Genomic DNA, 24870 nt, shown 5'->3' on the forward strand with positions numbered 1-24870 from the left:
CTGAAAAACAGTGATTTGCGGACCAGATGAGAACGAGTCCACAAATTCACGCACGATTGCGTGCGCCGACAACCACGTTGTGCATAAGCGTTAAATCAAAAGAACATAAACGACGCTTAAAACCTCAACTATCTTTGCCCAGCGTCAGAATTGTCTGGCGATCAGGAAGCAAGGAGCTGAGAAACCATGAGCACACTGAACAATGCGCAGGAAGCCGTAGACGCCGTTGCCAACCAGGCCATTGAAGCTGCATTGCAGCAAACCTTTGCGGTGGGTGGCGCCCTCATCAACAACGCAACAGGACAAGTGATTGCTGCGCTGCACAACAACGTATTAATGCCGTTTCCCGGCGGTGGCACGACTTACTTCCTGCCCCACGACCCTACCGCCCACGGCGAACGACAACTGGTGGACTGGTATTACGAAAACGCCTCGCCACTGCAGCTGCCCCCTCCCAATCAACTGACTATCGTGACTACGCTGGACCCCTGCGCCATGTGCGCCGGCTCGCTACTGACCGCAGGATTCAACGTTGCCGTCAGTGCGATCGATGACTACGCGGGCATCAACTACAACAGCCAATTCACGTTTCCGTCGCTACCACCGCACATTCGCCAGCAAGCGCAGAACACCTGGGGTTACTACGCGATTGCAGCGCCTGTCAGCCGGGCCTATCAGGGGTCAACCCGCCCCGTGTTCGGTGGCCAGTCCATCGACTCGGCCGCGTATTTCCTCACCAGCTCGATCTTCTCCGCCAGCGTCAACACGGTGCGCGAGGCCAGCAACAACAGCGGTTTGCCGCCAGATCAGCTGAAAAATCCGTCCACACTTCCCGCCAACAGCAAAGTGCGCCAGGCACTCACTGCACTCAGTCCATTTGCGCTGACCGTGCAATCGGCGAACCCGCGCGACCCCGGCGCAGAACTCGCCCCCGCACTGGTCAAAACCGCGCAGCAAAGTCCGGTGTTCAATTCAGTGGCGCTCATCGACCCGTTCGGCAATTTGCTGGTATGCCTGGGAGGCCTTGAGAATCAGTCGCCGATTCGTACAGCGTTCATGGAAACGACCCGCAACTACGCGGTCATGCGCTGGACCCTGATGAATGACCCGGATCCGGCCGTTCGCGCACAGGCCGAGCAATACCTGACCCATCCGAAGTACGGCACCTTCGTCTTACTGTATGCCCCCGACCCCACCACCCCGCAGACAGTGATGACCTTCGGCGCATACGGCTCGACCATGGAAGGCCCCGTGCCCCAGAGCTATCCGTCCAATCTGCAATACGTGCTATTACCGGGCAACACCACGGCTCAAGCGTTGTCGACACTGGCCCAGAACCTGCCGCCGTTCTACACCCAAAGCGTGCAAGTAGCGCCCGCGCAAGTGCTGAGCCAAGACCTGATCAACGCCGTCAAAAACAGCGTTTGACCCCTCCAGGCAATCCCGCCGCCCGGCCCTGCGCAAGAGTCCGCAGGGCCGGACTGACACAAAAGCAAAAATAGTCAGAATTCAGGGGTTTACAGAACCAATCCAATCGCTATAATCGTCGCCCTGACACGCCGGTATAGCTCAGATGGTAGAGCAACTGACTTGTAATCAGTAGGTCCCGGGTTCGATTCCTGGTGCCGGCACCATACAAGGTTCCAGAGAAGGCTTTCAAAATCTCTGGAACCCCCGAAAAACCCGCCTTCTGGCGGGTTTTTTCGTTTTGGGGTTCCATCGGTTTCCGTCAGAAACTGGTGGATTCCAACCGTTTTAAGGGTAGAGTTTGGGATACAGGTCACTTCGATAAAAGGGAGTACCCTTATGTCGCGCACCACAGCTCCGCTCTCCGACGCAGCTTGCCGCTTGGCAAAACCTACAGACCGCGCCTACAAGCTTTTCGACGGCGATGGCCTCTATCTCCTAGTCCAACCCAATGGCCGCAAAGGCTGGCGGCTCCGTTACGTCAAACCTGACGGACGGGAAGGACTGACTTCGTTCGGCAACTACCCCGTCATTGGTCTCGCCGATGCGCGCCGCAAGCGCTTGGAGGTCAAGCGAATGCTGGCGGATGGCTTTGATCCTATAGAAACCAAGCACCAAGCCAAGGCGGAAGCCGTAATCAAAGGCAGAACCTTTGAAAGCGTTGCGCTCGACTGGCATACGGAAATGTCGGCCAAGTGGGCACCAGGCCATTCCAAGACAGTGATGAGCCGCCTCAAAACCCACGTATTCCCGCTGATCGGCGCACGCGCCATTGTTGATCTCGACACCCATGACCTTATGCAGCCCTTGGAAGCGATCAAGAAGCGCGGAACGATCGACGTAGCTTTAAGGGTACAAAACTACCTGCAGAGCATCATGCGCGAGGCAAAGCGCCTCCGGCTTATCACCATAAACCCTGCTTACGATCTCGAAGGCTCGATCAAAGCCCCGCGGGTGGTACATCGCCCCGCTCTACCCTTATCGCGACTGCCGGAACTGCAGGAGCGGATCGACACCTATAAAGGCCGGGCACTTACCCGTCTTACGGTGATGCTGTCGCTGCATGTGTTTGTACGATCCAGCGAGCTGCGTTTCGCACGCTGGAGCGAGTTCGACCTCAAACGCGGCACCTGGGAGATACCGGACACTCGACCCGCGCTGGAGGGAGTACCCTTTTCCACAAGGGGTACGAAGATGGCAGGGGATATCCATTTAGTACCCTTATCGCCGCAAGCAGTGGCGCTACTCGAAAAAATCCACGCACTCACAGGCAAATTCGCATTGGTCTTCGCAGGGGATGCCAAACCCTGGAAGCCCATGTCCGAAAATACCGTAAACAACGCGCTTCGGACGATGGGATACGACACCAAAACCGATATCTGCGGGCATGGATTTCGTTCGATGGCCTGCAGCGCACTGATCGAGTCAGGATTGTGGTCGGAGACAGCCATTGAACGGCAGATGAGCCACAAGGAGCGCAACAACGTCCGCGCCGCTTACATCCACAAGGCCGAGTTCATCGAGGAGCGCAGGCTGATCATGAACTGGTGGAGCCGGTACCTGGAGGCCAACCGGCAGGAGCATGTCACTCCACACGAATTCGCGAACCAGACCGGACCGAACGTCACTCGCTTAAAAGCAAAACGTGGCGCAACTGAGTAAGCGCTCGGTCTTTATATCTCAGTGATCCGCTTGTCCACGCGGGTCCATCCAAACAGGGCTGCAAAGCCGCCCTGCTTGGATGGACCTCACTTAAAAAATCTAAAGCCCACACAACTGTCTGTGGAAAACCACTGATTTCCACCGGTGGATAATTTCATCCACAGCCGCAGAACTCCCGAAAATTCGAGCCTTGACCCGAATTATCCACAGGCGTAGAAAAGATCGGGCAAAGCGCTGTCGCCGACAGCAACCCAGGTAGCCAGAACCTTTAAGGCTACGCCACACGGTGGTGGTTCTCCCAAAGTGCGATTAGCGTCCGGCGGCTCGCACGGTCACAGCGATGTGATGGATGCCTACTTTTACCAGTGTTCCCACTGCGGCAACTCATCCTCTTTCATAGCTGCCCTGCAGCAACCTATCCGCTTGGCCATTCCCGTGCGCCAACCTGCGCCCGTCTCTTTCTCCCGGAAAGAGACGGGCGCTCCTACCGCTGCTGCAGCCCAACTCGTACAAGGCTTTGCGGCATCCCCCCTCGTGACAATCGGCGTGACAAACACCGAAGTCACCCGCAACAGCGATGCAGATGATGGTGCCGCAGCCCACGGAATGGACTGCACCTGACTGACAGTCAGGCATGCCCCGGTCATCGCTTCACTGCCTTCACCTGACTCAGGATCTCGCGGCGCCGGTCTCGTCAACCGGCGCAGCCTCCACCCGCCCACTTCTTTGGAAGTGTTCAGGAGGCCAGATCATGAGGTGCCCAAGCTCCCGGTCGTAAAGAGCCGCCAGTCCCGCGTTAGTGGACAACCCTCACAGGTCGCAGGGGCCTTGATCCCTGATAACACTCAGCATTCTTGGCGGGATGACGTGGGGAAGGTTTTAAAAGTTTTGGCTTTGAGCGGAGTTCGATCATGGCACTGGTAGGTAAACGTGACGGGCGCAATTTTGGCTATGGTCGGCAAATGAGTTATGCCGGGCCGCTGGCGTTAAAAGACATGTTCGGCGGAGGGCATTACGGGACCGTCAAAGCGCACAGTGATCGTTGGCAAGCATTCGTGCGCTGGTGCCGCTCAGACGATGGACCAGGACTCAACGATGCACGGCAGATAGATCGCCAGATCTTGTCGGATTACGCGGCGCATCTGCGTCACTTAGTCGAGCGCGGCGACTTCACTATCGCCACCGCACAAAATCGATTATCCAGCGTGAACCGGACCATGGCAGCGCTTCGTGGTGATCAGCACGTGAAAGTGCCGAGTCCGAGCAAGGCGCTGGAAATGCAGCGCACCACAATCCGCACGAGAGTTCCACAAGGCCAGGATCGCGAACACGTGATGCGCATCCTAGATGCGCTCCGCAAACAGCATCCTCGTGCCGCCGCCATCGCACAGTTGGCACGCACCACAGGGATGCGCCTGCGCGAAGCCATCTTAGCCGACCTACCGCGTCTTCAACGGGAGGTCGAACACTACGACAAGATCAACATTCAGGATGGCACCAAAGGAGGTCGCTCGGGAACGTCAGCACCTCGCTGGATAGTCACCAATGATCATATTCGCGAAGCACTGAACTACGCCGAGCATGTGTCGCCCACCGGTAGCCGCAACCTGCTGGCACCTAATGAAAGCTATCGAGACTTTCAGCGGGAAGTCGTCCGCCTCGCACGGGGCATCCTGCAGACCCATCACCTCAAAGGCTTCCACGAATTTCGGGCGGCCTATGCGTGTGAACGCTATGAGCAGATCACCCAGCATCCCGCGCCCATCAATGGCGGCCATTGCTACCAACTGGACCAGCGTTTGGATCGTGAAGCTCGGGCGCAAATCAGCTATGAACTAGGTCACGGGCGTATCGACATAGTGTCGGCGTACATCGGAGGCCGAGCATGAGCAAAGCATTCGAAATGGAGCTGTTTCTGGCGGGCGTCCTGAGCGGGTCGCATTCCACGCGCCAGCGCCATATTCGGCAGGCTAAGGCTATCCAAAATGCAATTGCAGACCGCTGGCATCGAGACAATCCGTGGATGTGGCAGCGGAAGCACCTCGTGTGGCTTTTAAATCACCACCTGAATGGGCATGCGGAATCATCACGCTATTACTTTGTGCTGACGATACGGTTGCTCACGAAGCGATTAGGAAAGCCATGGCAGTTCAACCATAAGGCGAAGGACGCTAATCGCCACAATTATCTTCGTCTTCCAGGTTCTTGAGAGTTTTCCAGCCGCTCAACCCGCATCCCGCATCCCGCATCCCGCATCCCAAGCGGGGCACGCATCCCTGCTAGTTGTTCATCAGTGGATGAATTTACCTTAATCGGTCTGCTCCACCGCAGTTCTACCCATTCGTTCTGAGTCCTTTCATGCTCGATGTCGTCGTGAAGAACGTCCACCACCAAGCAACTCACACTTGGCCACTCGTCTTGGCCAGATCGGCGAGATAGCGTGAAAGGTCTTCCGACAGGTTCAGGGATATCCCGATCCTGGTCGTCTCGATGGAGGACGGTTGTTGGGCATCTTAACCCGGCAAACACTCACTTGAATTTGCAGGCTGACGCGAGGTGATTCTCGACGTCTCCCGATTTTAGGCTGATTTAGCTTTCCGGGCGACGTGGCTAGCATCAAGTCAGTATATCCACGCTGGGAGCTCTAAAGGCTTGATAACACACAGCATTCGTGGTCGGATCAATGACCGAGTCGATAATCGGTTTAGACTCAAGCCCTTGAATAATTTGAATGAGCACCCCTAAATAGCATCGGAGGTTGAATATTGGCCCCACCTAATGGCACACTGATACTAATGAGCAGATGAAAGTATATATTAAAACTAGACATCCAATCATCATAAAAGTATAGGCAGATAGTAGGGCTATTCACTTCAAGCTTCAAGGTAGTAGAAGGAGAAAGTGCAGTGATGGAATATATAAAATCTTGGAAAGAGACTTTATCAGATGTCCGAGAACGAAAGCGTATGGAGAAAGCCACGCCGTCGCACTCTCAACATCGACACGATTTAACGCGCATACAACAAATACCTTCATCTATGCTTTGTCTTTTTTTCGTGCCCCCTGCTGGCATACTCCATCTTTTATCACCAGCCTATACAGTAATTAAAGGTTGGAGAACAACAAACCGGCGCATTGCAGCGTCGACAACATGATGAACAACAGTATGCCCAACTCAGCGCAAGAAAATAGCACTCCGACTCTAAATATAAGACATATACGCTTAACAACAACGTTAGCCACAATGATTCTGGCTTTAATTATGAGTCTTTATGCCATCAAGACTCTTGCAGAAACATCCAACACCGAAACAAAAGAACAAAGTCAAGAAGAGTTAAGTCTGACAAATCACAACAACCTGAAAGACTATCTTCTTATTCAGGAGATCGTCCAGTCGATGAGTCCCAAAGCGGATTCCAGCACACGAGATCTCGCACTGGAAGTAAAACTCCAAGCTGAAAAAATAAAAAATCTAGAGAAAGAAGTATCAGAATTAAGAAAACCTGACGATAACAACGTGGCAACGCTTTTATTATCCGCCGTGTCAGTAATCATCACTGTACTTGGAGTACTTATTGCGATACTAGCAATACTTGGGTATCGCAATATCAAGAACGAAGCTATTAAAGACGCTCGAAAAACCGCCAAAGAAACTGTAAAAATAGTCGCCAAAGAAGAAATTCCGAGAGCAACAGAAGAGAATATAATTAAGCTAATCGAAGAAAACCGATTCGACAGATTAATTCAAAATGCTGTGGAAAATATTGTATATCGAGATACTTCAATGCCGGATGAAGTTGCAGATGAGGAGCGGTCAAATTGAGAACTTCGCCAGAATGGAACTCTTTGAGCGATCATCAAAGAACCGTCATATCTTCGCATCAAACTAATCTGCCAGTGGCGGTCGGAGCAATCGCCAAGGATCTCGGATTAACCATCCTTAAATCTACTATGCCAGGTTCAATTTCAGGAGAAATAAGGGAGACCGAGGGAGTTATTACGATCAAGGTTAATCGCCACGATGTTAAAGAAAGGCAACGATTTACTATTGCCCATGAAATCGCGCATTTTTTGCTACATCGTGAACGTCTCGCTGGCGGCATCACAGATGATGTACTTTATCGCTCAAGACTCTCAGACGATCTGGAAAGAGAAGCCAATAGATTAGCGGCAGATATTATAATGCCTGCCTCGCTTATCCAAGAAGCGCTAATTATGCATGGTGCGCTAAAACCAGATGATCGATATAAAAAAATCGCTGAGCTCGCCCAAGTATCGCTCGCCGCAATAAAAATCAGGACGGGGAAAAAATAGTTTATGCAAGATACATTTCCAAATTGGGAATACATACCGATCTTAGCAATAAGTCTTGCTGAAATGACGGCGATTGCACAACTCCCCGACAAAGACAAAGATGAATTACTTCCGCTCTTTTCCCTGAGAGGATGGGTTAGTGCTCACCGCCTGGAAAACTCACTCAAGAAAATTGAGGAGTCCATAGGAAACCGTCCTTGGATCTCAGATATCGACGAAAAATTTCTTTCCGAAAATAAAGTATTCCTGTTCACAGGAAAATATCCAGAAAAACCCGTGTATCAAGAATTAGTGCAGCTTTTAGACCCTAGTAACAGTTATGACAATTGGTACAGTTTCATAAAAAGCCAAAAAAATGCGATCCCTTGCCTTCGACATGAAAGCCTACAAGATATTGAGGGCCAGATTAACAAGCTGTCATCCCTTGACAGAGGATTAGTCTTGAGGATCTGTCCAAACGAGCTAAATATTGAGAAGCATCAACGCTTGGTTACCGCTCTCAATGTTACTAAAGCGGAAAATGTTCTTATTATTTACGATCTAGGTGGGATCGACGTAAATTTCCACGAGAGGATTCCGCTTTTAGAAAGGCTGATGATAGAAGCAAAACGCCAGATTGCAAATGTTACGATATCAATAAGCGCGTCCTCTTTCCCTTCAGGTTTTGCAGGGCAACATCGAGGAACGAACTCTATATACGAGAGAATTCTGTTTAACACAATAGCAGAAAAAGGAATCTTCAATCCTGTCGTTTATTCCGACAGAGGAAGTGCACGTGCAGAGAAACAAGATGGTGGTTCGGGAGTTCCTCCTCCTAGAATTGATTACCCATTAAAAAAAGATTGGAAATTCGTCAGGCGAGAAGTTGACGATAACGCGCCAGACTCCAAAGCCAAACGCACGACTGCCTATATAGACATTGCAAAGGAAATCATCAGTGATGAATATTGGATTCCAGAGCTACGCCTTTGGGGCACCCAACAGATTGAAATAACCTCTGAAAATAATGAGTTCGGAATTTACAGCGCTCAAAAATCAACCGCAGTTCGCATCAACATCCATCTTTTCAACCAGCTTCATTACAATGCTATTGGGGATATAATTAACACCGATGAAGAGTGGGTGGATTGACCACTCTCTCATGCTACCTCGACTACACGTTTCAAATATGGACTCAACAAAATCACATCGGATGGTCTGACGCTGCCGAAAGCACAGACCTTAGCCAAGAACCTATTTGACGGCATGCTAAATCTCTTAGAAATCCCGTCTAGAAGTATGTCTTTCACGTCAGATTTAGAAATCTTATTCAACCTACTTGAGACTTCCATTTTCAGCTCATACATTGCAAGGTCGGAAGGAATTATGCCGATCCGCCTAGCTAGAAGGGAGACCTCTCTCTTCGTCATAAGCTCAAGGTAATTTTGCTTAGATATATTTTTAATCAGCCGCCCCTTGCGAATCACCTTTAACCCGTCCGAGGTTACCTCCCAAACCGCCACATCATCATCAGCGATAGCGAGGACCCCTTCAACGTACTTCCCAGCAACGGCAACAATGACGCGATCGAAGTATTTTCTGTACTCTTCGAGCTGTCCCTCCAATCGAAATAACGAATCTTTTTCGCTCTTAATTTCAATTGCGACCATCTCTTGATTCCGAATATAACCAAGATCTACCCTGCGAGCTTTTCTTGCCAAGTTCATCTCACTAAAAACAAGGGACGAAAAATCAATCTGCCCTGTTTTCAAAAGCTTGTCTAAAACCGTCGTTTTAATCTCTTTCTCACCCATATTTAAACACCGCTTTCATACATTTAACCAACGCACACACCCCAATAATAAAGCATATCTGCAGCAGACACGAAAACAAAATATTTTCAGCACTCTTGGCATTTTCAGTACTCCCCGACTGTTCTGGAAAATATTAATTATCCACAATATCGAAACTTAAGTATAACCTGCCTTGAAATCAATATAAAGCTAGAATTCTGCACCGATCCAGATAAGCCGGCAACTGTGGACGTCATCACCACTCTTTCACTCACACGCATAATATTTATGGCGCTTCCAGGTTATCCCCAATATACAAATCCAATTCAACTCAAGCCAAAAAATTACAACTATCCAACTCCAAATAACACGTACTCCCTATTGATACCTTTATCTAGCATACAATGCATTACCTCCGTACAAACGAAGTGCTCCCTATTACCGGGCGCAATCCGATTAGAACGAAAATCAAATAATAAGATCAATCAGAAAGCGCGGACATGCCACGATTATGGGATGGGCCGTTTTATCAGTTAGTAAAATCGTGGGTTGCATGGGTTGAAGATATCTAGGATACGGGGAGCAGTCCAAATGAGCTTGCAAGGTGTGTAGAAAATCCAAGGCAATTCAGTGAGCACCAACTGCTTAAGGATAGAAATAGGGGTAAATAGGAGCTCAGCACGAACACAAGCTACTGAGATAATTACCATTTTTTGTATAGTTCGACTCCTGGTGCCGCACCACACAAAACAAAACCCCTGCAGAAATGCAGGGGCTTTTTTGTTTCTGCCCCCCTCTCCTTCCAGCTCCCCCCCTCGCTTCTGCCCACAACCTCATTGGCTTTTCTGCATATCAGAGTGCCACCACGTAGCAAAACAGCAGTATCATTGCCACGGTGGTTCCCCTGCACTCCTTCTCGCGAGTACAGCGGCATACGGACATGGATGTGTCGGCCCTCAGGGCTTGCACTTATACGGATATTTTTCCCATGAGCTTCTGCCTCAACCCAGGCATCACGCATTTTCTTGCGGCTGCACCCCATGCGCGCGGCTTTAGTGCTGTTCGTCTGCAATACCACGCAAGACCCCAGACAAGCGTAAAGCCACACCGACCCTGGATCAGGACGGTGAAGGCTTTCCTTCACATCAAAAAATCCAACGGGCATGCCGCCCGGCCTTGACGTTCTGTTTTCGAACATTGCTGCGCAGGTACGAGAGATCGGGCCTTTGGAAAGCGTTTTTTCAAACAATCAGAAGACACCCAGGGGGTCTTGATCCCCTCGGGCCTGGAGCATTCGGTCATTGGCCGAAGGAAATCCGTCAGCTTGACGGACTATGGAATGGGGAGATGGCATTCGGATGTTTTTAAATCATGTTTTGAGACCGACAGCGCTCGCCGTCGCGATTGCCGTTGGCCTTAGTGGTTGCGCCCACGTCGATCAGTACATGGGGCAGTCTTCCGGGACAAGCGCCTGCGTTGCCGGTGGCGCGGTGGGTGCGGTCCTGGGGGTTGCAGTCGTCGCGTTAACCAAAGGCGACGCCAATGCCTACAAGAAAGGCGCATTGATCGGCGCAGGCGCCGGGTGTGGCGTCGCGCTGCTGTACCGCGAGCGGGTGCAGAAGCTTCAGGCTGTCGCAAAAGAAGAAGGCCTGGTGATGCAGGTCAGCGAGCTGAATGCCAACGTCGCCCAGCCTGCGGCCAAACCGGACGTGCAGTCCGTGGGTGTTGAAGCTCAACTGCAGTCATCCGAAATGTTTGCTGTTGGTTCCGCAGAGCTGACCACTGAAGGCAGGCGGAAACTGACGCGCCTGGCCGCAGCATTGGCCGACAAGCAACCAGCCCCCCAACAACCCCCTCAGACGCTCAAGAAGATTCTGGTCGTTGGCCACACCGATGCTACCGGTGCGGCTGAATTCAATCAGAAACTGTCCGAGCAACGCGCTCGTGCCGTGGGCCAGATCCTGGCGGATGCCGGTATCGCTCGCCAGGACATTTACTATCAGGGCGCCGGGGCGTCTCGACCTCTCGCCAGTAACGACACAGAGCAAGGTCGTACCGAGAACCGTCGCGTCGAATTCGTCGAGATCGACAACGAGAAATTGCTGGTTGAACGCGTCCGTAGCGAACGCAGTAACGCCAAGTACCTGGCCCATGGCACCGCGCCCGTGGCCAAGGCCAAACCGGCAGTGGCTAAATCGACCCCGGCCAAACCTGTCGTGACGGCGAGTCAACAGCCTGCGGTGCAAGTGCCACAACCGGTTGCCCAGGCGCCTGCCTCCACGACGGTTTCCCCTGCCAAATCAGCCATTGTTCCACTGGGCGGTGACGGAGGTGTCGACTTCGGCGGTAATGCTGTCACCGACACTCGCTCGATCCTGGCCATGGGCATCACACCAAAAAGCTCGCCCTTCTCCTTGATTGGCACCGCCAATGCGACCGCACCCTTGAGTTCATGTGTCGCCGACCTTCCCCGTATCGAAGGCCAGGTCAAGAACCTGGCCGATGACAAGCCGCTGAACGAGTTCGCGACCAATGAGTTCTTCCCCGGCCTGACTGGCAAGCCCTGGGCAACTGCGGTCAACGGTCACTCCGTCACCGTTGGCCCGATCGCGGTTTTGCGTGACGACGCCAAGGTCGCTCAAGCACCGAAAATGCAATTCATCACCGACTACGCAACCCCGCAAAAGCATCAGAGTCAGCCATACCTCTCCGTCGCTAATACCTATGAAGGGGAGAACAAGATTCTTTATCGGGTGTTTGCCGTCGACCAGTCCAAGTCCCCAGTGACTTGCATGGACATCGTTTTCGACAAGCGTGCTGGCAGCGCCATCGCTGGCGAAATCTATTACCCGAAACAGGGTGACGCTTACGTCGCTCAGTTCACACCGAAGCGCCGATAAGTCTAGAGGGACACGCAATGCTCGAAATTTTCCGTTCGTTTTTCACCGCGTACTGGTACGTGATCATTCCGGTGGTCTTTACCGTCCTGCTTTCAATCCCGGTGATTGTCTACTGGTCGTCATTCAAGTACTGGCTGATGAAAGTCCGTATTCGCCTGCCCGGACTTGGCCGCATCAGCCACTGGGTCAAACATCCCGGCGAAAAGGAAAAGCCAAGCGATACCAACACCAAGCCCATCGGTTTTCTTTCATCCGAGCTGGAGCTGTGCTCGTTCTACGATAAGTACTACCGAGAACATCAGCCATCGGAAGCCAATTTCCGTCGCAGCCAGGACTACCTCGGCAAGATCCAGGAAGACGGCCGGCGGGAGAAAGGCCTTGGCCTGTGGACGCTGATCATCGTCCTGATGCTGATCGAGGCCACGGCCTTCGGTTTCGCGCTGGCGCCTTTTGCCCTGACACTGGCCACACCAAACACCGCACTGGCCGGCGCTTTCGCCATCGGCCTGGTGATCTCGATCATCGGTTTGTTCCTTTCCGAGTTTGCCGGCCGCGCGCTCTACAAGAACCGCGTCGTCGACAACATCATGTCTTATGAAAACCTGCGTCGCACAGGCGCGGGCGGCGACATGATCAGTACTCACATCATCACCATCGACAACACCAACGACGACGATAACTGCGCGCCCTATCAACAAATGTTGAACCGCGTAAAAGTGGATAAAGATGGCGACATGCCGGCCAAGCGCTTCACCATGCTGATCGGCTATGGCGTATTCATCATTGGTCTGGCGGTGGCCGCGTTTTGGGTCCGTACCGAGACGCTCAACGCTCAAGAATCCGACTTGATCGCCAATCCGCCTGCAGTGATGCAGTCCGCAGATGACTTCCCGGCGGCAGACAACGTGCCGATTCCGGATGACATGAAAGCCCTGTCCGACAGTGCCACCCACAAATCGGCTCAAGATCAGATCGATTCGTTGCACCGTGCATCGCTGGTGACCTTTGCCGTACTGAGCGGTCTGTTTATCTTTATCCAGGCGAGCTCGACGTACCTGGCCTTCATCTTCGGTTTTGCCGGCACACACTCACGCAAGGCCTGGGAACGGACGCACAAATTCTCCAGCGCCGATGACTTCATGCGTTACCACGCCAACAAAGCCCGTGGGGTTGCCAACGATGCCCAAGCCTCGCTGGGCACGTTGCAAGGTTTGCAAATGAAGGTGTTCCGCGTCGGCGGCAAAGAACTGGAAGCGCTGCGTTCGGACCTGTTGAACCGCACGTTCGAGTCCTATATCGCCCAGGAAGACGAAAAGAACGCAGCCAAGGCGCGCAAGAATGTCACCGACAACCTCGGCAAAGAAAGCCGCAAGGTCATTGAAAACTACTTCAAGAAGATCGTGGCAGATCTGTCCGCCGCGATTGAAGCCGGTGACAACGCAAGGATCAACGACCTGATCTCGGTGGCCGGCCCTCGTTTCGAGCAAATCGCCGACAATGATCCGACGCTGGCAGATTTCAAAAAGCAGTTTGCCGGACTGAGCATTTTTAACGCCAAACCCAACGCGGCACCAACGGCCGCCGCCGTTGTTGCACCGGTCGAGAACTCCGTGGCCGAAGTCGCCCAAGCCGTTGAAGCAGCCCCGACGCCGACACCGACTGCCGCACCTGCGCAGACAACCTTTGATCACAACGCCTTTGGCGACCTGACCGGCTACGAGGAAGACGACATCGACTACGTGGCCAACAAAAAAGGCGTGGACGCCGCCGTTATCCGCCGTGCCCGCAAACTCCAGCTACTCGACAAGTCGGAGGCTTAATGAAGTTCAAGAGCCTGATCCTGGCTCTGGCATTTGCCCCCGCTGCCCTCGTGGCAGCGGAGCGCAATGATGTCCCGAGCTGCTACGCCCAAGCTAAAATCGAGAACTTTCGCAGTGCACCTTCCGGCCGCCTGCTGACCGTCGTTGTCGATCAGACAACGCCATTGACGCCAGACTTGCAAAAGACCGCCTGGGGCCACATCAAGCGCTTCATCCAGCCCGGTGACAAGCTGCGCCTTTACTCGTTCAGCGCCTACCTGGAAGGTCACTACACCCGTCTGCAATTCGCCGGAGAGCTTGAAAAACCAATCGATCCGGCCGTACTCGGCGATGTACCGATGATGGCCAGCCGAAAGTTCGATGCCTGCCTGAAGGGTCAGTCGGCTGCGTTGTACCAACGGTTCGGAAAGGCTTTTTCCAACGCAATGGGCAAATCCAGCTCGGACATTCCGCGCAGCGAAATCCTGTTCAGCCTGAAGTCTATCGGCGATGACATCAAAAACGCCGAAGGCGTGAACGAGCGGGTCATCCTGCTGATGTCCGACATGCTCGAATACAGTGACTTCGGCAGCTTCTACACCAACAACGGCATCCGCGAGATAAACCCTGCCGTGGAATTGGCGAAGGTCGAAAAACAGCAGTTGCTGGCAGATTTTTCCGGGGCCAGGGTCTACGTTCACGGCGCCGCATTCGTGCCTACACAAATCAAGAACGGCTATCGCAGCGGCAAGATGATCCAGAACCTCGAAGGTTTCTGGCGCCGTTATTTCGAGAAATCGAACGCAGAACTCAAAGGCTTCGGCAACCCGGAATTGACGATCGCAGTCGAGTGATTACAGGGCCACCAGCGGACGGCCCTTTCACGCAACCGCCTCAATGACAGGATAGGTTCCACGACAAAGCCCTCGCAGCAATACGAGGGCTTTGTTGTTTCTACCGCTTTAAAACCCGGGTCTTAGTGACCCGCGCTCTGACCACCATCGACGTGCAGGATTTCGCCAGTGACAAATTTGGCGCCGTCCAGGTACACGACCGCCTGCGCAATGTCATCGATCTCGCCCATGTGCCCGACCGGGTGCAGGGCGCCCAGTGCGGCGTGGGTTTCTTCGCCGTGCATCGGGGTCTTGATGATGCCTGGCGACACTGCGTTCACCCGAATGCCGCGCTTGGCGTACTCGATGGCCAGGGATTTGGTCGCCGCGTTCAGGCCGCCTTTGGTCAGCGACGCCAGTACCGATGGCACGCCGTCGATGGCGTGGTCCACCAGGCTGGTGGTGATGTTGACGACGTGGCCGCTGCCGTTTTTCTCCATCTCGGCGATGGCCAGCTGGGTGATGTAGAAGAAGCCGTTGAGGTTCACCGACAGCACGTTGGCATAGTCTTCTGCGGTGTACGCGGTGAACGGCTTGGCGATGAAGATCCCGGCGTTGTTGACCAGCGTATCGATACGGCCAAAACGTGCGATCGCTTCACGGATGACGCGCTGTGCAGTGGCCGGTTCGCCGATGTCGCCGGCCACGGTGAGGATGTCCGGATCGGTCGATGGCTTGATCGAGCGCGAAGTGGCGACGATCCGGTAACCGAGTTCACGGAAGGCCTTGACCATGCCGTCGCCGAGACCTTGGGATGCGCCAGTGATGACAACGACTTTTTTCGAATTGCTCATGATGAACCTCTACTGATAAATGATGATTTGAAAAAGTAAGTAATCAGGCTTCGGCGGAGGCCGACGCCATTTGTCTCAACATCTGCTCGTAGTACTCGACCGATTGCGAACCGGACACCAGATGACGGTCGTTCAACACCAGGGCCGGGACCGAATTGATGCCGCGCTGCTGGTAAAAAGCCTCAAGTTCACGCACCTCGGCGGCGTACGCACCAGACGCCAACACCTCGCTCGCCTGTTCCTGGTCCAACCCGGCTTCTGCCGCCAACCGCGCCAGCGTCTGCTGATCACTCGGGTTCTGGCCTTCGCTGAAGTAAGCGCGAAGCAGGATCTTCTTCAGCGCCACCTGACGCCCTTGCTCCAATGCCCAAAGCAACAAGCGGTGAGCGTCGAAGGTGTTGTAGAAGTGGGTGCGCTTCTCCAGGTCGAACTTGAAGCCGATGGCATTGCCGCGTTCGATCTGCATCGCTTTGCCATTGGCGACGTCCTGGGCGGTACGACCGTATTTGCGCATCAGGTGCTCGACGGCTTTTTCGCCTTCGGCCGGCATGTTCGGGTTCAGCTCGAAAGGCTTGTAGGTCAGCTCGACCGAAACCTCACCCGCCACGTTTTCGATGGCCTGCTCCAGCGCCGTCGCCCCCAATGCGCACCATGGGCACACCACGTCGGAGACGAAATCGATGGTCACCGACGGCGTCATGACTGCCCCTCTTGCGCCAGTTGCTTGCGGTACTGAGTGGTGGTGATCCCGGCGTAACCCCAGTTATCGGTGTCGACTTCCTCGATCACGATGTGGGTCAGGTCTGGACGCTTGTTGAGGACACGTTCCAGTGTTTCAGTGATTTGCGCGATCACCTGAGCTTTCTGCTCAGTGGTCACGCCATCGCGGGTGATGCGCACGCTTACGAAAGGCATTGAGGAATCTCCAGTGACCTTCCCGTCGGGATGATGGGAGAGGCGTTGGAGCTCAATGTATGGTGTTCGCTGGAGGGGATAAAGGTGGGGATGGGAACATCATTAATTACGCGGTGTAACTATTGTGGCGTGAAAAAAGCCCCGAACCAGTCGTCGAACCAGTCGGGGCTTTTCTTTGCGCTCAGCCTTGCATCAGGCCTCGGTACCGCAATCGACCATCAGAAAATGTTGATCGGGTAATCCACGAACACGCGCACTTCGTTACCGCTGACGTTGTACTCGCTCGACTTCTGCGAAACACGCAGGACAGAGCTGCGCAGTTTCACGCTCAGGTCTTTGGCCGGGCCGCTTTGCACGACGTACTTGAACTGGTTGTAGATTTCGCGCTCGGTGCCGCCAGTGCTGGTGGAGGTGGTGATGTTGTCACCGCGCACGTAGGCGAAGTTGTAGGTCAGGCCAGGAACACCGAAGGCGCTGAAGTCCAGGCCGTAGCCCAGTTGCCAGCTGCGTTCGTCTTCGGCGTTGAAATCGGACCAGTAGGAGTTGGACAGGTAGATGGTGTTGCCACCATCGCCGACGCGACCTTGATCCTTCTGGTAGCCGCCGTAGGCGTAGCCCAGGTTGCTGTCACCCGTGCTGCGCTGGTAGCCGAGGATGAACGAGTGTGGGCCGGTGGCGTAGGTCGCCGCCAGGCTCCAGATCTTGTTGTCGTCGCCGGTGAGGTTGTTGTCGCGTACGTAAGAATCGTCCAGCTTGGTGCGGTAGCCGTTGAAGTCCAGGGTCAGGGACTGATCCTTGTCGATCGGGAACACGTAGTTGGCATTCACGTATTGTTTCTTCAGTACGTCTTCGACGTCGGAAGCGTACAGCGCTGCCTTGAATTGCTCGGTGAACTGGTAGCTGCCGCCCAACACATTGATCGACTTCAGGCCACCGCTGTCACGGCCTTCAGCGCTTTTGCGCGATTCGGCGGTGAAGTGACCGGCGTTCAGTTCCAGACCTTTGATCTCCTTGGAGGTGATCAGGGTGCCGGTGTAGCTTTCCGGCAACAGGCGCGAGTTGTCGTGGCTCAATACCGGCAGGACCGGCATCTGGTCGCCGTAGGTCAGCGTGGTGCTGGAGAGACGGAATTTGACGGCTGCGCCGCCCTTGGACAGGTCGTTAGCCGGTTGGCCGCTGTCACCTTTTTTGAAAAAGTCGATGCCTTGGGCGCCGCTGCGGTCTTCACTGCGCTCCAGGTTGAGTGCGTACAAACCGAAAGCATCCACACCCACGCCCACGGTGCCCTGGGTGAAGCCGGACGAGAATGTACCGATGGCCGCTTGGCCCCACTCGGATTTATCCGGGTTGCCGTCTTTGTAGTCACGGTTAATGTAGGCGTTGCGCAGCAGTACTTTGAGGCTGCTGTCCTCAACAAAACCCTTGGATTCGGCCTGGTCGTTAGCCATGGCCTGTGAAGTGCTCAAAATCCCCAGAGCGATCAGGCTGATTCGCTTGTTCAACATATTGTTTTCCTTATTACGGGTAGGTACGCGCTGTGTCGAACGGCTGAAATGGCACTTTTGCGCTCTTTTTTCATTTCGCAAACAAAAAAGCCCGCCCACGATGACTCGCGGCGGGCCTTTTTATTATTTTGGATTATGGCTGTCAGCCACAGGCGTTGGGCCGAATCGTAGCTGCGGCCTTAATGGTGTGTCAATTTGGTGAATCGTCTGTAATTAGGCAAAAATCGTCTAAGAAATGACTTTACTTGGCAGAAAACATCAAATGACACAGCCATCGATTCCGCGGAAGGCACTTTTGCCGGCAGCGCCTGACGCAAGCGAGGTGAATGTCCTGCGGCTTGCTTTCCACGCGATGGGCCGAGGTCGATGAGGGTGCTTCGGACATAAAAAAACGCTGCCATACCGGCAGCGTTTTTCGTTGATCAATCCGTTGTTTTTCTACTTATCCTTCCATCACATCCCGCAACGCATCCAGCTCAGCCTCGCTGAACAAGCCAGCGGGGTAACGCTCGATTATCATCCGGCGCGGATCACTGTCTGCGATCTGACGCGTCCCATTGGACTTGAACCAGTGCGCCAGGATCTGGAGCGATTCGCTGGTTACTGCCAGGGGATGCAACGCCCGCTCGCTCACCACATTCACTTCGGCGTTCATTTCTGCGCTCTCTCCTGGTTTGTGAGCGGCCTGACTTTATCCAAGGTTTATGACAGAACAACTAAGTTCTCCCCCTCCCTGCATTGCACCATCACAGATACAAGAGCTATGCCAATGTGTGCAGGCAGCCGACAAGCGGATACAAAAAAACCCGCAGTCCTGAAGGGCTGCGGGCTTGCCGTGAAGCTGGGCGCGAACACGTTTGCCGGAGCGAATTTGCAATCAACTCAAGCTGTTACAACTGCACTCATTCTTTGTGCGGCGCTGGCTGTTGTTGGGTAAGGCAGTGGATGTTACCGCCGCCCAGTAACAGTTCGCGGCCTGGCACCATCACCACTTCGTGCTGTGGGAACAGGCTCTGCAAGATCTCTTTTGCGGGAGCATCCAGCGGGTCGTCGAAGCTTGGAGCGATGATGCCGCCGTTGACGATCAGGAAGTTCACGTAGGAACCGGCCAGACGAACGCTCGGGTTGCGCTCTTGCGTGCCGTCCACCGGATCGACACCCGCGCACTCTTCCTCGGTCGCATACAGCGGTCCCGGAATCGGCATTTTGTGCACCGTGAAAGGGCGCCCCTTGGCATCTGTGCTACTTTGCAGCACGTTCATCGCAGCCTGACAACGCGGGTAGTTCGGGTCCTGCGGATCATCGGTCCAGGCCAACAACACTTCGCCCGGACGCACGTAACAGCAGAAGTTATCCACATGACCGTCGGTTTCGTCGTTGAACAGACCGTCCGGCAGCCAGATGATTTTATCCACAGCCAGATGCGCGCTGAGCACGGCTTCGATCTCTGCACGGTTCAGGTGCGGATTTCGATTGCGATTGAGCAGGCATTCTTCGGTGGTGATCAGCGTGCCCTCGCCATCGACATGGATCGAACCGCCTTCAAGCACAAAGCCTTCAGTGCGATAGCGCGGGCTGCGCTCGATCTCGAGGATCTTGCCACCCACCTGCGAGTCGCGGTTCCACGGCGAATACAGGCCACCGTCAAAGCCACCCCACGCATTGAAATCCCAGTTCACGCCACGGACTTCGCCGTTGTCGTTGATGACGAATGTCGGGCCGGTATCCCGGACCCAGGCGTCGTCGCTGGACATCTCCACTACGCGGATATTCGGCACGTCCAGGCGGGCACGGGCGTTTTCGTACTGGCCGGCGGAAACGGCCACGGTGACCGGTTCAAAACGGGCGATGGCCTTGGCCACCGCCACGTGCGCGGCTTGCGCCGGTTTGCCGCCCAGGCGCCAGTTGTCCGGGCGCTCGGGCCAGATCATCCAGGTCTGGGTTTGTGGTGCCCACTCGGCCGGCATATAGAAGCCGTCTGCGCGAGGGGTGCTGTTCAAAGTCGTCATGGCAGTCAGGACTCCAGGGATCCGTCGAGGGTTTTGATAGCACCATACAGGTTAGGGCGGCGGTCGCGGAAGGAACCCCACGCGCTGCGTGTATGTTCGAGTTTTTCGAGGTCGAAGGTGTGAACCAGAATGCCTTCTTCGGTTTCGTTGAGTTCCTGCACCTTCTCGCCGAACTGGTTGGCGATGAACGACGAACCATAAAAGGTAATGTCGTAACCGTCCTGTTCTTCGTTGCCGATGCGGTTACTGGCGATCAGCGGCATCAGGTTAGCGCCGGCGTGCCCCTGTTGTACGCGTTGCCAGTGATCGCGGGACGAAATGGTCTTGTCGTGGGGCTCGCTGCCGATGGCGGTCGGGTAGAACAGAATTTCCGCGCCTTGCAGCGCCATGCTGCGCGCAGCCTCGGGGAACCACTGGTCCCAGCAGATGCCCACGCCGATTTTCGCGTAACGGGTGTTCCAGACCTTGAAGCCGGTATCGCCCGGGTTGAAGTAGTACTTCTCGTGGTAACCAGGACCGTCCGGGATGTGGCTTTTACGATAAATCCCGAGGTTGCTGCCGTCGGCGTCGATGATCGCGATGCTGTTGAACCGCGCGCGTCCCGCCAATTCGTAGAAGCTGATCGGCAGCACCACTTGCAGTTCCCTGGCGACTTTCTGGAAATGCTTGATGGCGACGTTGTCTTCGACCGTCGTGGCCAGTTGCAGGTAATCCGGATTCGGCTTCTGGCAGAAGTACGGCGCCTCGAACAGTTCCTGGATCAGGATGATCTGCGCGCCTTTGGCGGCGGCTTCACGGACCAGCCGTTCAGCGACTTCGATATTGCCTTCAAGGTCCCAGGAACAGGCCATCTGAGTGGCGGCGACGGTAACGTTACGGCTCATGAATCATCTCCGGGCAAGTGCGTGACGGTCGGGCATGGTTTATCCACGCCCTGGCATTGGCGACTTTATAGCCGATAAAAATCGGCTTTAAAAGCGACAAATATGCCTTACGTCTAAAAATACGCACTTAAACCCGATAACAATCGAATTCTCACCACCCCTCCTGTGGGAGCGAGCTTGCTCGCGATGTTGTCGTGTCAGTCAAGGATTTCTTGACCGAAAGACCGCTATCGCGAGCAGGCTCGCTCCCACAAGGGCGGTATTTACAGGTCTTCCGAGAGCACCTTCGAGAGCATGTCGACAAAGAAATCCACGCTGCGGCGCGAGGTGACCATCGGCGGTTTGATTTTGAGGACGTTCAGGAAATCGCCCGTCGGCTGCATGAAGATCCCCAATTCGCGCAAGCGATCACACAACGCGGTGGTTTCCTCGGTCGCCGGTTCCAGGGTTTCGCGGTTGCGGATCAATTCCACGCCCAGGTAGAACCCGGAACCGTGCACCGCGCCCACCAACGGATGAATATCGATCAGCGCTTCCAGGCGCTCCTTGAAATATCCGCCAACGACCTGAGCGTTTTCCCAGAGCTTCTCCTCTTCCATCACATCCAGCACCGCCATGCCGACCTGGCAGCTCACCGGGCTGCCACCGGCGGACGAGAAGAAATACCCCTCGGCTTCCAGTGCTTCGGCGATTTCCCGGCGGGTGATCACCGCCCCCAGAGGCTGACCGTTGCCCATGCCTTTGGCCATGGTGATGATGTCCGGCACCACGCCCTGCTCTTCGAAGCCCCAGAAGAAATGCCCCATGCGCCCGTAGCCGACTTGCACTTCGTCGGCGATGCACACGCCGCCCTGGGCACGAACCATGGCATAGACCTGCTTCAGGTACCCCGGCGGCAGCGAGATACCGCCGGCATTGCCGTACACCGGCTCGCAGATGAAGCCGGCCAGTTGGCGTTTTTGCTCGGCGATTTTCGCCAGGTTGTGTTCGACGCTGCGCACATAGTCCGGCGCACTGTCCGGGCCACGGAACTCGCCGCGATAGGTATTCGGTGCCGTCACCGGGTGCACCCAGTCCGGACGACTGCTCAAGGCTTTCGGGTTGTCGGCAATCGAGGTCGAGACCGCATCGGCGCCCACCGTCCAGCCGTGATAGGCCTCCAGCACGCTGAGCATGTCGCGCCCGCCGCTGTAGGCCCACGCCAGGCGGATCGCCAGGTCATTGGCCTCGCTGCCGCTGTTGACCAGGAACACGCGGTCCATGGAGTCCGGCGCCAGCTTCAACAAACGCTCGGAAAACTCGGCGACTGCCGCGTAGTTGAACCGCGAGTTGGTATTGAGCAACGACCACTGGCGACTGGCGACCGCTGCCATGCGCGGATGGCCGTGCCCCAGCACCGCGACGTTGTTGAGCATGTCGAGGTAGGAGCGGCCCTGCATGTCGATCAGGTGGTTGCGCCAGCCGCGTTCGATGCGCGGCGGGTCGACGTAGTAGTGTTTTTGCGTGCGGGCGAAACTGGCGTCGCGACGGGCCAGCAGGGTGTGCGCGTCGAGTTCGGCTTCAGCATCGCAGGCCAGCCCCAGCAGTGCCGCCGGTGACGGGCACAAGGCTTGCCAGGCGGCCGCACGTGAAGGTGTGCAGAACAACGGTGCCGTCAACGATGCACCACGGGCCAGTTGCACGATCAGCGGCCCGCTGACCGTACCCAGCACCTGTCCTTTGACCAGCGCCGCCCCGGTATGCAGTGACGGTGTGACGCCCCGGAGCCGCACGCTCAGTTGCGGGCCGTCGAGTTGCAACACCCCAGGCGACGGCTGATGAATGACGCCGGCAAACGGCGATTCGACCGCCGTGCCGTGGGGTACGCGCAATTCGACGTGCAACGGGCAGGTGTCCGGTTCGATGGCGCTGTCCGGTCGGGTGCGGGACAAGCGGTATTGCCCGTAACGACTGGCCGCCAGGCCGTGGGCGGCGGCCGCTTCGTCCAGCAACCGCTGATCCACGCCCTCCTGCTCCCAGTTACCGGCGTCGAAATGCGGGCTGAGCACACCCAGATCGATCAAGGCAAACTCGCGACCGACCAGGCTTGGCAGCAACGGCGCAAAGCCTTCGCTGCCAATTTCCGGCAGGTTCTGGCCCACCGACGTCAGGATCGCCGCTTCCATCAAGGCCAATGGCACCGACGTGGCGACGCGGAAAATTTCCCACTCGTGAGTCAGGTTGTCGCGACTGTAATCGTTGCCCGGATCGATGCTGACTTGCTGCTCACCACTGAGCACCAACACTGCCGCACGAGCGACGATCAGCGGCCACAACGCCAGCAGTTCTTCATGGGTCAGCGGATTGACCGCGTAGTAGGCCTGCACCGCCGGCAAAATGCAGAACGGGTCGCCGTCGGCGTGATGCAGTAACGCCGCGCAGGTCACCGACAGGTCGGTGATGCGCCAGGTGCGGATCAAATCACCGAAATCGATCACGCCCTGCAGCTGCCAGTGGCGTTGCGCATCGCGCTGCCACACCACGTTATCGTCGGTGATGTCCATATGGATGGCCTGCACCGGCAGCTTGTCCACCAGTGGCTGCAAATGGCGCTCGGCCTGCTCCGCCGCTTCGGCGATCAACTGGCGCTGAGTGTCGTCCTGGATCACCGGCAACAAATGCGCGATCAATGCCTGAGCATGGCGAGCGTCCCACTGCAAGGTGCGCTCCAGCCCCGGATGATCGAAAGCCGCCAGCGCCAGGTCCATCTCGCCGCACAAGCGACCGAAGCCGGCCACCACCGTGCGATTGAAATGGTCCAGATGGGTCAGGGACTGGCCTTCGATATAGTCCAGCAAGCGCACGTGTACCGCTTGTCCACCGACTTCCAGCGTCAGCAGGTCCGCTCCATTCTTCGCGGGAATTACCCGTGGCACGTGCACATCCGGGTGTTCGCCCAGATGTTTGAGTCCGGCGTGCTGGGCTTGCAGTTCCAGCGCCGAATAGTCGCCCCGGCAGATTTTCAGGACGAAACGCCCCTGGTCGCTGTCGACGCGGTAGTTCAGATCCTGCTGGCTGCCAAGGGCCTGCAACCTTCCGCCGAGCCCGTAATGCTCCTGCAACAGCTCAAGCGCTTGCACCGCAGAGACTTGCGGACTGGGCAAACTGGCGCGATGAATCAACGTGGCGAGCGGCATACAACGACCCCTGAAATATTATTAGGCGCCTATATCGCCACTGCTTGGGGCGATACGCAACCCCCTTCACCCGTCTGACGACGGGCCGGCCGGGTAAACGGAAAAAGAAAAATGACGCGCCACTCATCTTCAACAAGACTCTACGCAAGAATGTCGACCATCTGCGCCCAGCACTGGAGAAACACCATGAATGTAGTCACCACCGACCTGCCCGGTGTTCTGATCATCGAACCCAAGGTGTTTGGTGACGAGCGGGGGTTCTTTTACGAAAGCTTCAACGCAAAGGCTTTCGAAGAAGCGACCGGCCTGAACACACCGTTCGTTCAGGACAATCACTCGCGCTCGCAAAAAGGCGTGCTTCGTGGCCTGCATTACCAACTGCAAAACACGCAAGGCAAGCTGGTTCGAGTCACGGCCGGTGAAGTGCTCGACGTCGCCGTGGACATCCGCCGCAGCTCGCCGCATTTCGGAAAATGGGTCGCGGTGCGTCTGTCCGCCGCCAATAATCGCCAGCTCTGGATTCCTGAAGGCTTTGCCCATGGCTTCGTGGTGTTGAGCGAGTTCGCCGAGTTCCTCTACAAGACCACCGACTACTACAACCCGCCGTCCGAGCGCTGCATTCGTTGGGATGACCCGGACCTGGCCATCGACTGGCAACTGGACGCCGCACCGCAACTGTCGGCCAAGGATAAGGTCGGGGTATTGCTCAAGGACGCCGAAGTATTTGCCTGAAACCCGACCTGAAGCTTCACCGCGCAGACTGCGCCCGCAAGCCTAGGC

The 24870-nt window shown here is 55.5% G+C and carries 20 protein-coding genes, 1 tRNA gene and 1 pseudogene; 12 read left to right on the plus strand and 10 right to left on the minus strand.

The genetic code is table 11. The annotated features are described in order from the left end of the window. Window positions 1-186 precede the first annotated feature (186 nt). The 5 genes from JQF37_RS11205 to JQF37_RS11225 all read left to right on the plus strand — a co-directional run bounded on the left by JQF37_RS11205 (window position 187) and on the right by JQF37_RS11225 (window position 5338). Window positions 187-1428 carry a nucleoside deaminase gene (locus JQF37_RS11205; RefSeq protein WP_130208504.1) on the plus strand — a complete coding sequence of 414 codons (1242 nt, stop codon included), beginning with the start codon at window positions 187-189 and terminating at the stop codon, window positions 1426-1428. Between the two features lie 130 nt (window positions 1429-1558). Next, window positions 1559-1634: transfer RNA gene (locus tag JQF37_RS11210), tRNA-Thr, on the plus strand. Between the two features lie 172 nt (window positions 1635-1806). Further along, window positions 1807-3129: an integrase arm-type DNA-binding domain-containing protein gene (locus JQF37_RS11215; protein WP_159906154.1), complete on the plus strand. Its 1323-nt coding sequence runs from the start codon at window positions 1807-1809 to the stop codon at window positions 3127-3129. 911 nt (window positions 3130-4040) lie between these two features. After that, complete coding sequence (locus JQF37_RS11220) at window positions 4041-5018, plus strand: integrase domain-containing protein (RefSeq protein ID WP_159906150.1); 978 nt, start codon at window positions 4041-4043, stop codon at window positions 5016-5018. Then, window positions 5015-5338 carry a hypothetical protein gene (locus JQF37_RS11225; protein ID WP_159906148.1) on the plus strand — a complete coding sequence of 108 codons (324 nt, stop codon included), beginning with the start codon at window positions 5015-5017 and terminating at the stop codon, window positions 5336-5338. Before JQF37_RS11220 ends, JQF37_RS11225 begins: the two co-directional genes overlap by 4 nt. Here JQF37_RS11225 and JQF37_RS31350 read toward each other — a convergent pair. After that, a pseudogene (locus tag JQF37_RS31350) lies at window positions 5314-5606 on the minus strand (CopG family transcriptional regulator). The gene JQF37_RS11225 and the pseudogene JQF37_RS31350 overlap by 25 nt on opposite strands. A 689-nt stretch (window positions 5607-6295) precedes the next feature. Between JQF37_RS31350 and JQF37_RS11230 the strand changes: the two are divergent. Genes JQF37_RS11230 through JQF37_RS11240 form a run of 3 tightly spaced genes read left to right on the plus strand, consistent with a single transcriptional unit; the run spans window position 6296 to window position 8574 of the window. Beyond that, complete coding sequence (locus JQF37_RS11230) at window positions 6296-6952, plus strand: hypothetical protein (RefSeq protein WP_159906146.1); 657 nt, start codon at window positions 6296-6298, stop codon at window positions 6950-6952. Beyond that, on the plus strand, window positions 6949-7443 hold the full coding sequence (locus JQF37_RS11235) for an ImmA/IrrE family metallo-endopeptidase (protein ID WP_157225376.1): 495 nt from the start codon (window positions 6949-6951) through the stop codon (window positions 7441-7443). The genes JQF37_RS11230 and JQF37_RS11235 overlap by 4 nt, the downstream gene beginning before the upstream one ends. A 3-nt stretch (window positions 7444-7446) precedes the next feature. Next, on the plus strand, window positions 7447-8574 hold the full coding sequence (locus JQF37_RS11240; protein WP_159906144.1) for a hypothetical protein: 1128 nt from the start codon (window positions 7447-7449) through the stop codon (window positions 8572-8574). 8 nt (window positions 8575-8582) lie between these two features. Here JQF37_RS11240 and JQF37_RS11245 read toward each other — a convergent pair whose 3' ends face one another. After that, window positions 8583-9236, minus strand: a complete 654-nt coding sequence (locus JQF37_RS11245) for an MmcB family DNA repair protein (protein WP_159906142.1) — start codon at window positions 9234-9236, stop codon at window positions 8583-8585. 1337 nt (window positions 9237-10573) lie between these two features. Here JQF37_RS11245 and JQF37_RS11250 point away from each other — a divergent pair. Genes JQF37_RS11250 through JQF37_RS11260 form a run of 3 tightly spaced genes read left to right on the plus strand, consistent with a single transcriptional unit; the run spans window position 10574 to window position 14768 of the window. Then, entirely contained in the window at window positions 10574-12115 is a 1542-nt protein-coding gene (locus tag JQF37_RS11250) for an OmpA family protein (protein ID WP_204149652.1), read from the plus strand. A gap of 17 nt (window positions 12116-12132) precedes the next feature. Beyond that, the gene (locus JQF37_RS11255) at window positions 12133-13935 is read left to right on the plus strand and encodes a hypothetical protein (RefSeq protein WP_130208478.1); all 1803 of its coding nucleotides are present in this window, start codon (window positions 12133-12135) and stop codon (window positions 13933-13935) included. Beyond that, a complete protein-coding gene (locus tag JQF37_RS11260; RefSeq protein WP_047536280.1) occupies window positions 13935-14768 on the plus strand; it encodes a hypothetical protein in 834 nt (277 codons plus the stop codon). The genes JQF37_RS11255 and JQF37_RS11260 overlap by 1 nt, the downstream gene beginning before the upstream one ends. A gap of 122 nt (window positions 14769-14890) precedes the next feature. On the opposite strand, the gene JQF37_RS11265 is transcribed toward JQF37_RS11260, so the two are convergent. The 8 genes from JQF37_RS11265 to JQF37_RS11300 all read right to left on the minus strand — a co-directional run bounded on the left by JQF37_RS11265 (window position 14891) and on the right by JQF37_RS11300 (window position 24090). Then, on the minus strand, window positions 14891-15601 hold the full coding sequence (locus tag JQF37_RS11265) for an SDR family NAD(P)-dependent oxidoreductase (RefSeq protein ID WP_130208476.1): 711 nt from the start codon (window positions 15599-15601) through the stop codon (window positions 14891-14893). A gap of 43 nt (window positions 15602-15644) precedes the next feature. Then, window positions 15645-16301, minus strand: coding sequence for a DsbA family oxidoreductase (locus tag JQF37_RS11270; RefSeq protein ID WP_047536278.1), 657 nt, complete (start codon window positions 16299-16301; stop codon window positions 15645-15647). After that, window positions 16298-16516 (minus strand): 4-oxalocrotonate tautomerase family protein, encoded by a 219-nt coding sequence (locus JQF37_RS11275; protein ID WP_130208474.1) that lies wholly within the window; start codon window positions 16514-16516, stop codon window positions 16298-16300. The genes JQF37_RS11270 and JQF37_RS11275 overlap by 4 nt, the downstream gene beginning before the upstream one ends. 218 nt (window positions 16517-16734) lie before the next feature. Then, the gene (locus tag JQF37_RS11280; protein WP_130208472.1) at window positions 16735-18021 is read right to left on the minus strand and encodes an OprD family porin; all 1287 of its coding nucleotides are present in this window, start codon (window positions 18019-18021) and stop codon (window positions 16735-16737) included. Between the two features lie 442 nt (window positions 18022-18463). After that, window positions 18464-18676, minus strand: a complete 213-nt coding sequence (locus JQF37_RS11285; protein WP_130208470.1) for a hypothetical protein — start codon at window positions 18674-18676, stop codon at window positions 18464-18466. A gap of 247 nt (window positions 18677-18923) precedes the next feature. Then, the gene (aguA, locus tag JQF37_RS11290) at window positions 18924-20030 is read right to left on the minus strand and encodes an agmatine deiminase (protein WP_130208468.1); all 1107 of its coding nucleotides are present in this window, start codon (window positions 20028-20030) and stop codon (window positions 18924-18926) included. A gap of 5 nt (window positions 20031-20035) precedes the next feature. Then, the gene (gene aguB / locus JQF37_RS11295) at window positions 20036-20914 is read right to left on the minus strand and encodes an N-carbamoylputrescine amidase (RefSeq protein WP_090465808.1); all 879 of its coding nucleotides are present in this window, start codon (window positions 20912-20914) and stop codon (window positions 20036-20038) included. A gap of 263 nt (window positions 20915-21177) precedes the next feature. After that, window positions 21178-24090 carry an aminotransferase gene (locus JQF37_RS11300; RefSeq protein ID WP_130208466.1) on the minus strand — a complete coding sequence of 971 codons (2913 nt, stop codon included), beginning with the start codon at window positions 24088-24090 and terminating at the stop codon, window positions 21178-21180. A gap of 186 nt (window positions 24091-24276) precedes the next feature. On the opposite strand from JQF37_RS11300, the gene rfbC reads away from it, so the two are divergent. Further along, a complete protein-coding gene (gene rfbC / locus JQF37_RS11305) occupies window positions 24277-24822 on the plus strand; it encodes a dTDP-4-dehydrorhamnose 3,5-epimerase (RefSeq protein WP_130208464.1) in 546 nt (181 codons plus the stop codon). The last annotated feature ends 48 nt before the right edge of the window (window positions 24823-24870 follow it).

Origin of the sequence: Pseudomonas sp. MIL9 (genome assembly GCF_016887925.1) — a bacterium.
Lineage (GTDB): Bacteria > Pseudomonadota > Gammaproteobacteria > Pseudomonadales > Pseudomonadaceae > Aquipseudomonas > Aquipseudomonas mohnii.

Bases quoted from the DNA above. Each gene is read 5' to 3' on its own strand.
- JQF37_RS11205 (WP_130208504.1), top strand. From the start codon at position 187: ATGAGCACACTGAACAATGCGCAGGAAGCCGTAGACGCCGTTGCCAAC.
- JQF37_RS11215 (WP_159906154.1), top strand. From the start codon at position 1,807: ATGTCGCGCACCACAGCTCCGCTCTCCGACGCAGCTTGCCGCTTGGCA.
- JQF37_RS11220 (WP_159906150.1), top strand. From the start codon at position 4,041: ATGGCACTGGTAGGTAAACGTGACGGGCGCAATTTTGGCTATGGTCGG.
- JQF37_RS11225 (WP_159906148.1), top strand. From the start codon at position 5,015: ATGAGCAAAGCATTCGAAATGGAGCTGTTTCTGGCGGGCGTCCTGAGC.
- JQF37_RS11230 (WP_159906146.1), top strand. From the start codon at position 6,296: ATGCCCAACTCAGCGCAAGAAAATAGCACTCCGACTCTAAATATAAGA.
- JQF37_RS11240 (WP_159906144.1), top strand. From the start codon at position 7,447: ATGCAAGATACATTTCCAAATTGGGAATACATACCGATCTTAGCAATA.
- JQF37_RS11245 (WP_159906142.1), bottom strand. From the start codon at position 9,236: ATGGGTGAGAAAGAGATTAAAACGACGGTTTTAGACAAGCTTTTGAAA.
- JQF37_RS11250 (WP_204149652.1), top strand. From the start codon at position 10,574: ATGTTTTTAAATCATGTTTTGAGACCGACAGCGCTCGCCGTCGCGATT.
- JQF37_RS11255 (WP_130208478.1), top strand. From the start codon at position 12,133: ATGCTCGAAATTTTCCGTTCGTTTTTCACCGCGTACTGGTACGTGATC.
- JQF37_RS11260 (WP_047536280.1), top strand. From the start codon at position 13,935: ATGAAGTTCAAGAGCCTGATCCTGGCTCTGGCATTTGCCCCCGCTGCC.
- JQF37_RS11265 (WP_130208476.1), bottom strand. From the start codon at position 15,601: ATGAGCAATTCGAAAAAAGTCGTTGTCATCACTGGCGCATCCCAAGGT.
- JQF37_RS11270 (WP_047536278.1), bottom strand. From the start codon at position 16,301: ATGACGCCGTCGGTGACCATCGATTTCGTCTCCGACGTGGTGTGCCCA.
- JQF37_RS11275 (WP_130208474.1), bottom strand. From the start codon at position 16,516: ATGCCTTTCGTAAGCGTGCGCATCACCCGCGATGGCGTGACCACTGAG.
- JQF37_RS11280 (WP_130208472.1), bottom strand. From the start codon at position 18,021: ATGTTGAACAAGCGAATCAGCCTGATCGCTCTGGGGATTTTGAGCACT.
- JQF37_RS11285 (WP_130208470.1), bottom strand. From the start codon at position 18,676: ATGAACGCCGAAGTGAATGTGGTGAGCGAGCGGGCGTTGCATCCCCTG.
- aguA (WP_130208468.1), bottom strand. From the start codon at position 20,030: ATGACGACTTTGAACAGCACCCCTCGCGCAGACGGCTTCTATATGCCG.
- aguB (WP_090465808.1), bottom strand. From the start codon at position 20,914: ATGAGCCGTAACGTTACCGTCGCCGCCACTCAGATGGCCTGTTCCTGG.
- JQF37_RS11300 (WP_130208466.1), bottom strand. From the start codon at position 24,090: ATGCCGCTCGCCACGTTGATTCATCGCGCCAGTTTGCCCAGTCCGCAA.
- rfbC (WP_130208464.1), top strand. From the start codon at position 24,277: ATGAATGTAGTCACCACCGACCTGCCCGGTGTTCTGATCATCGAACCC.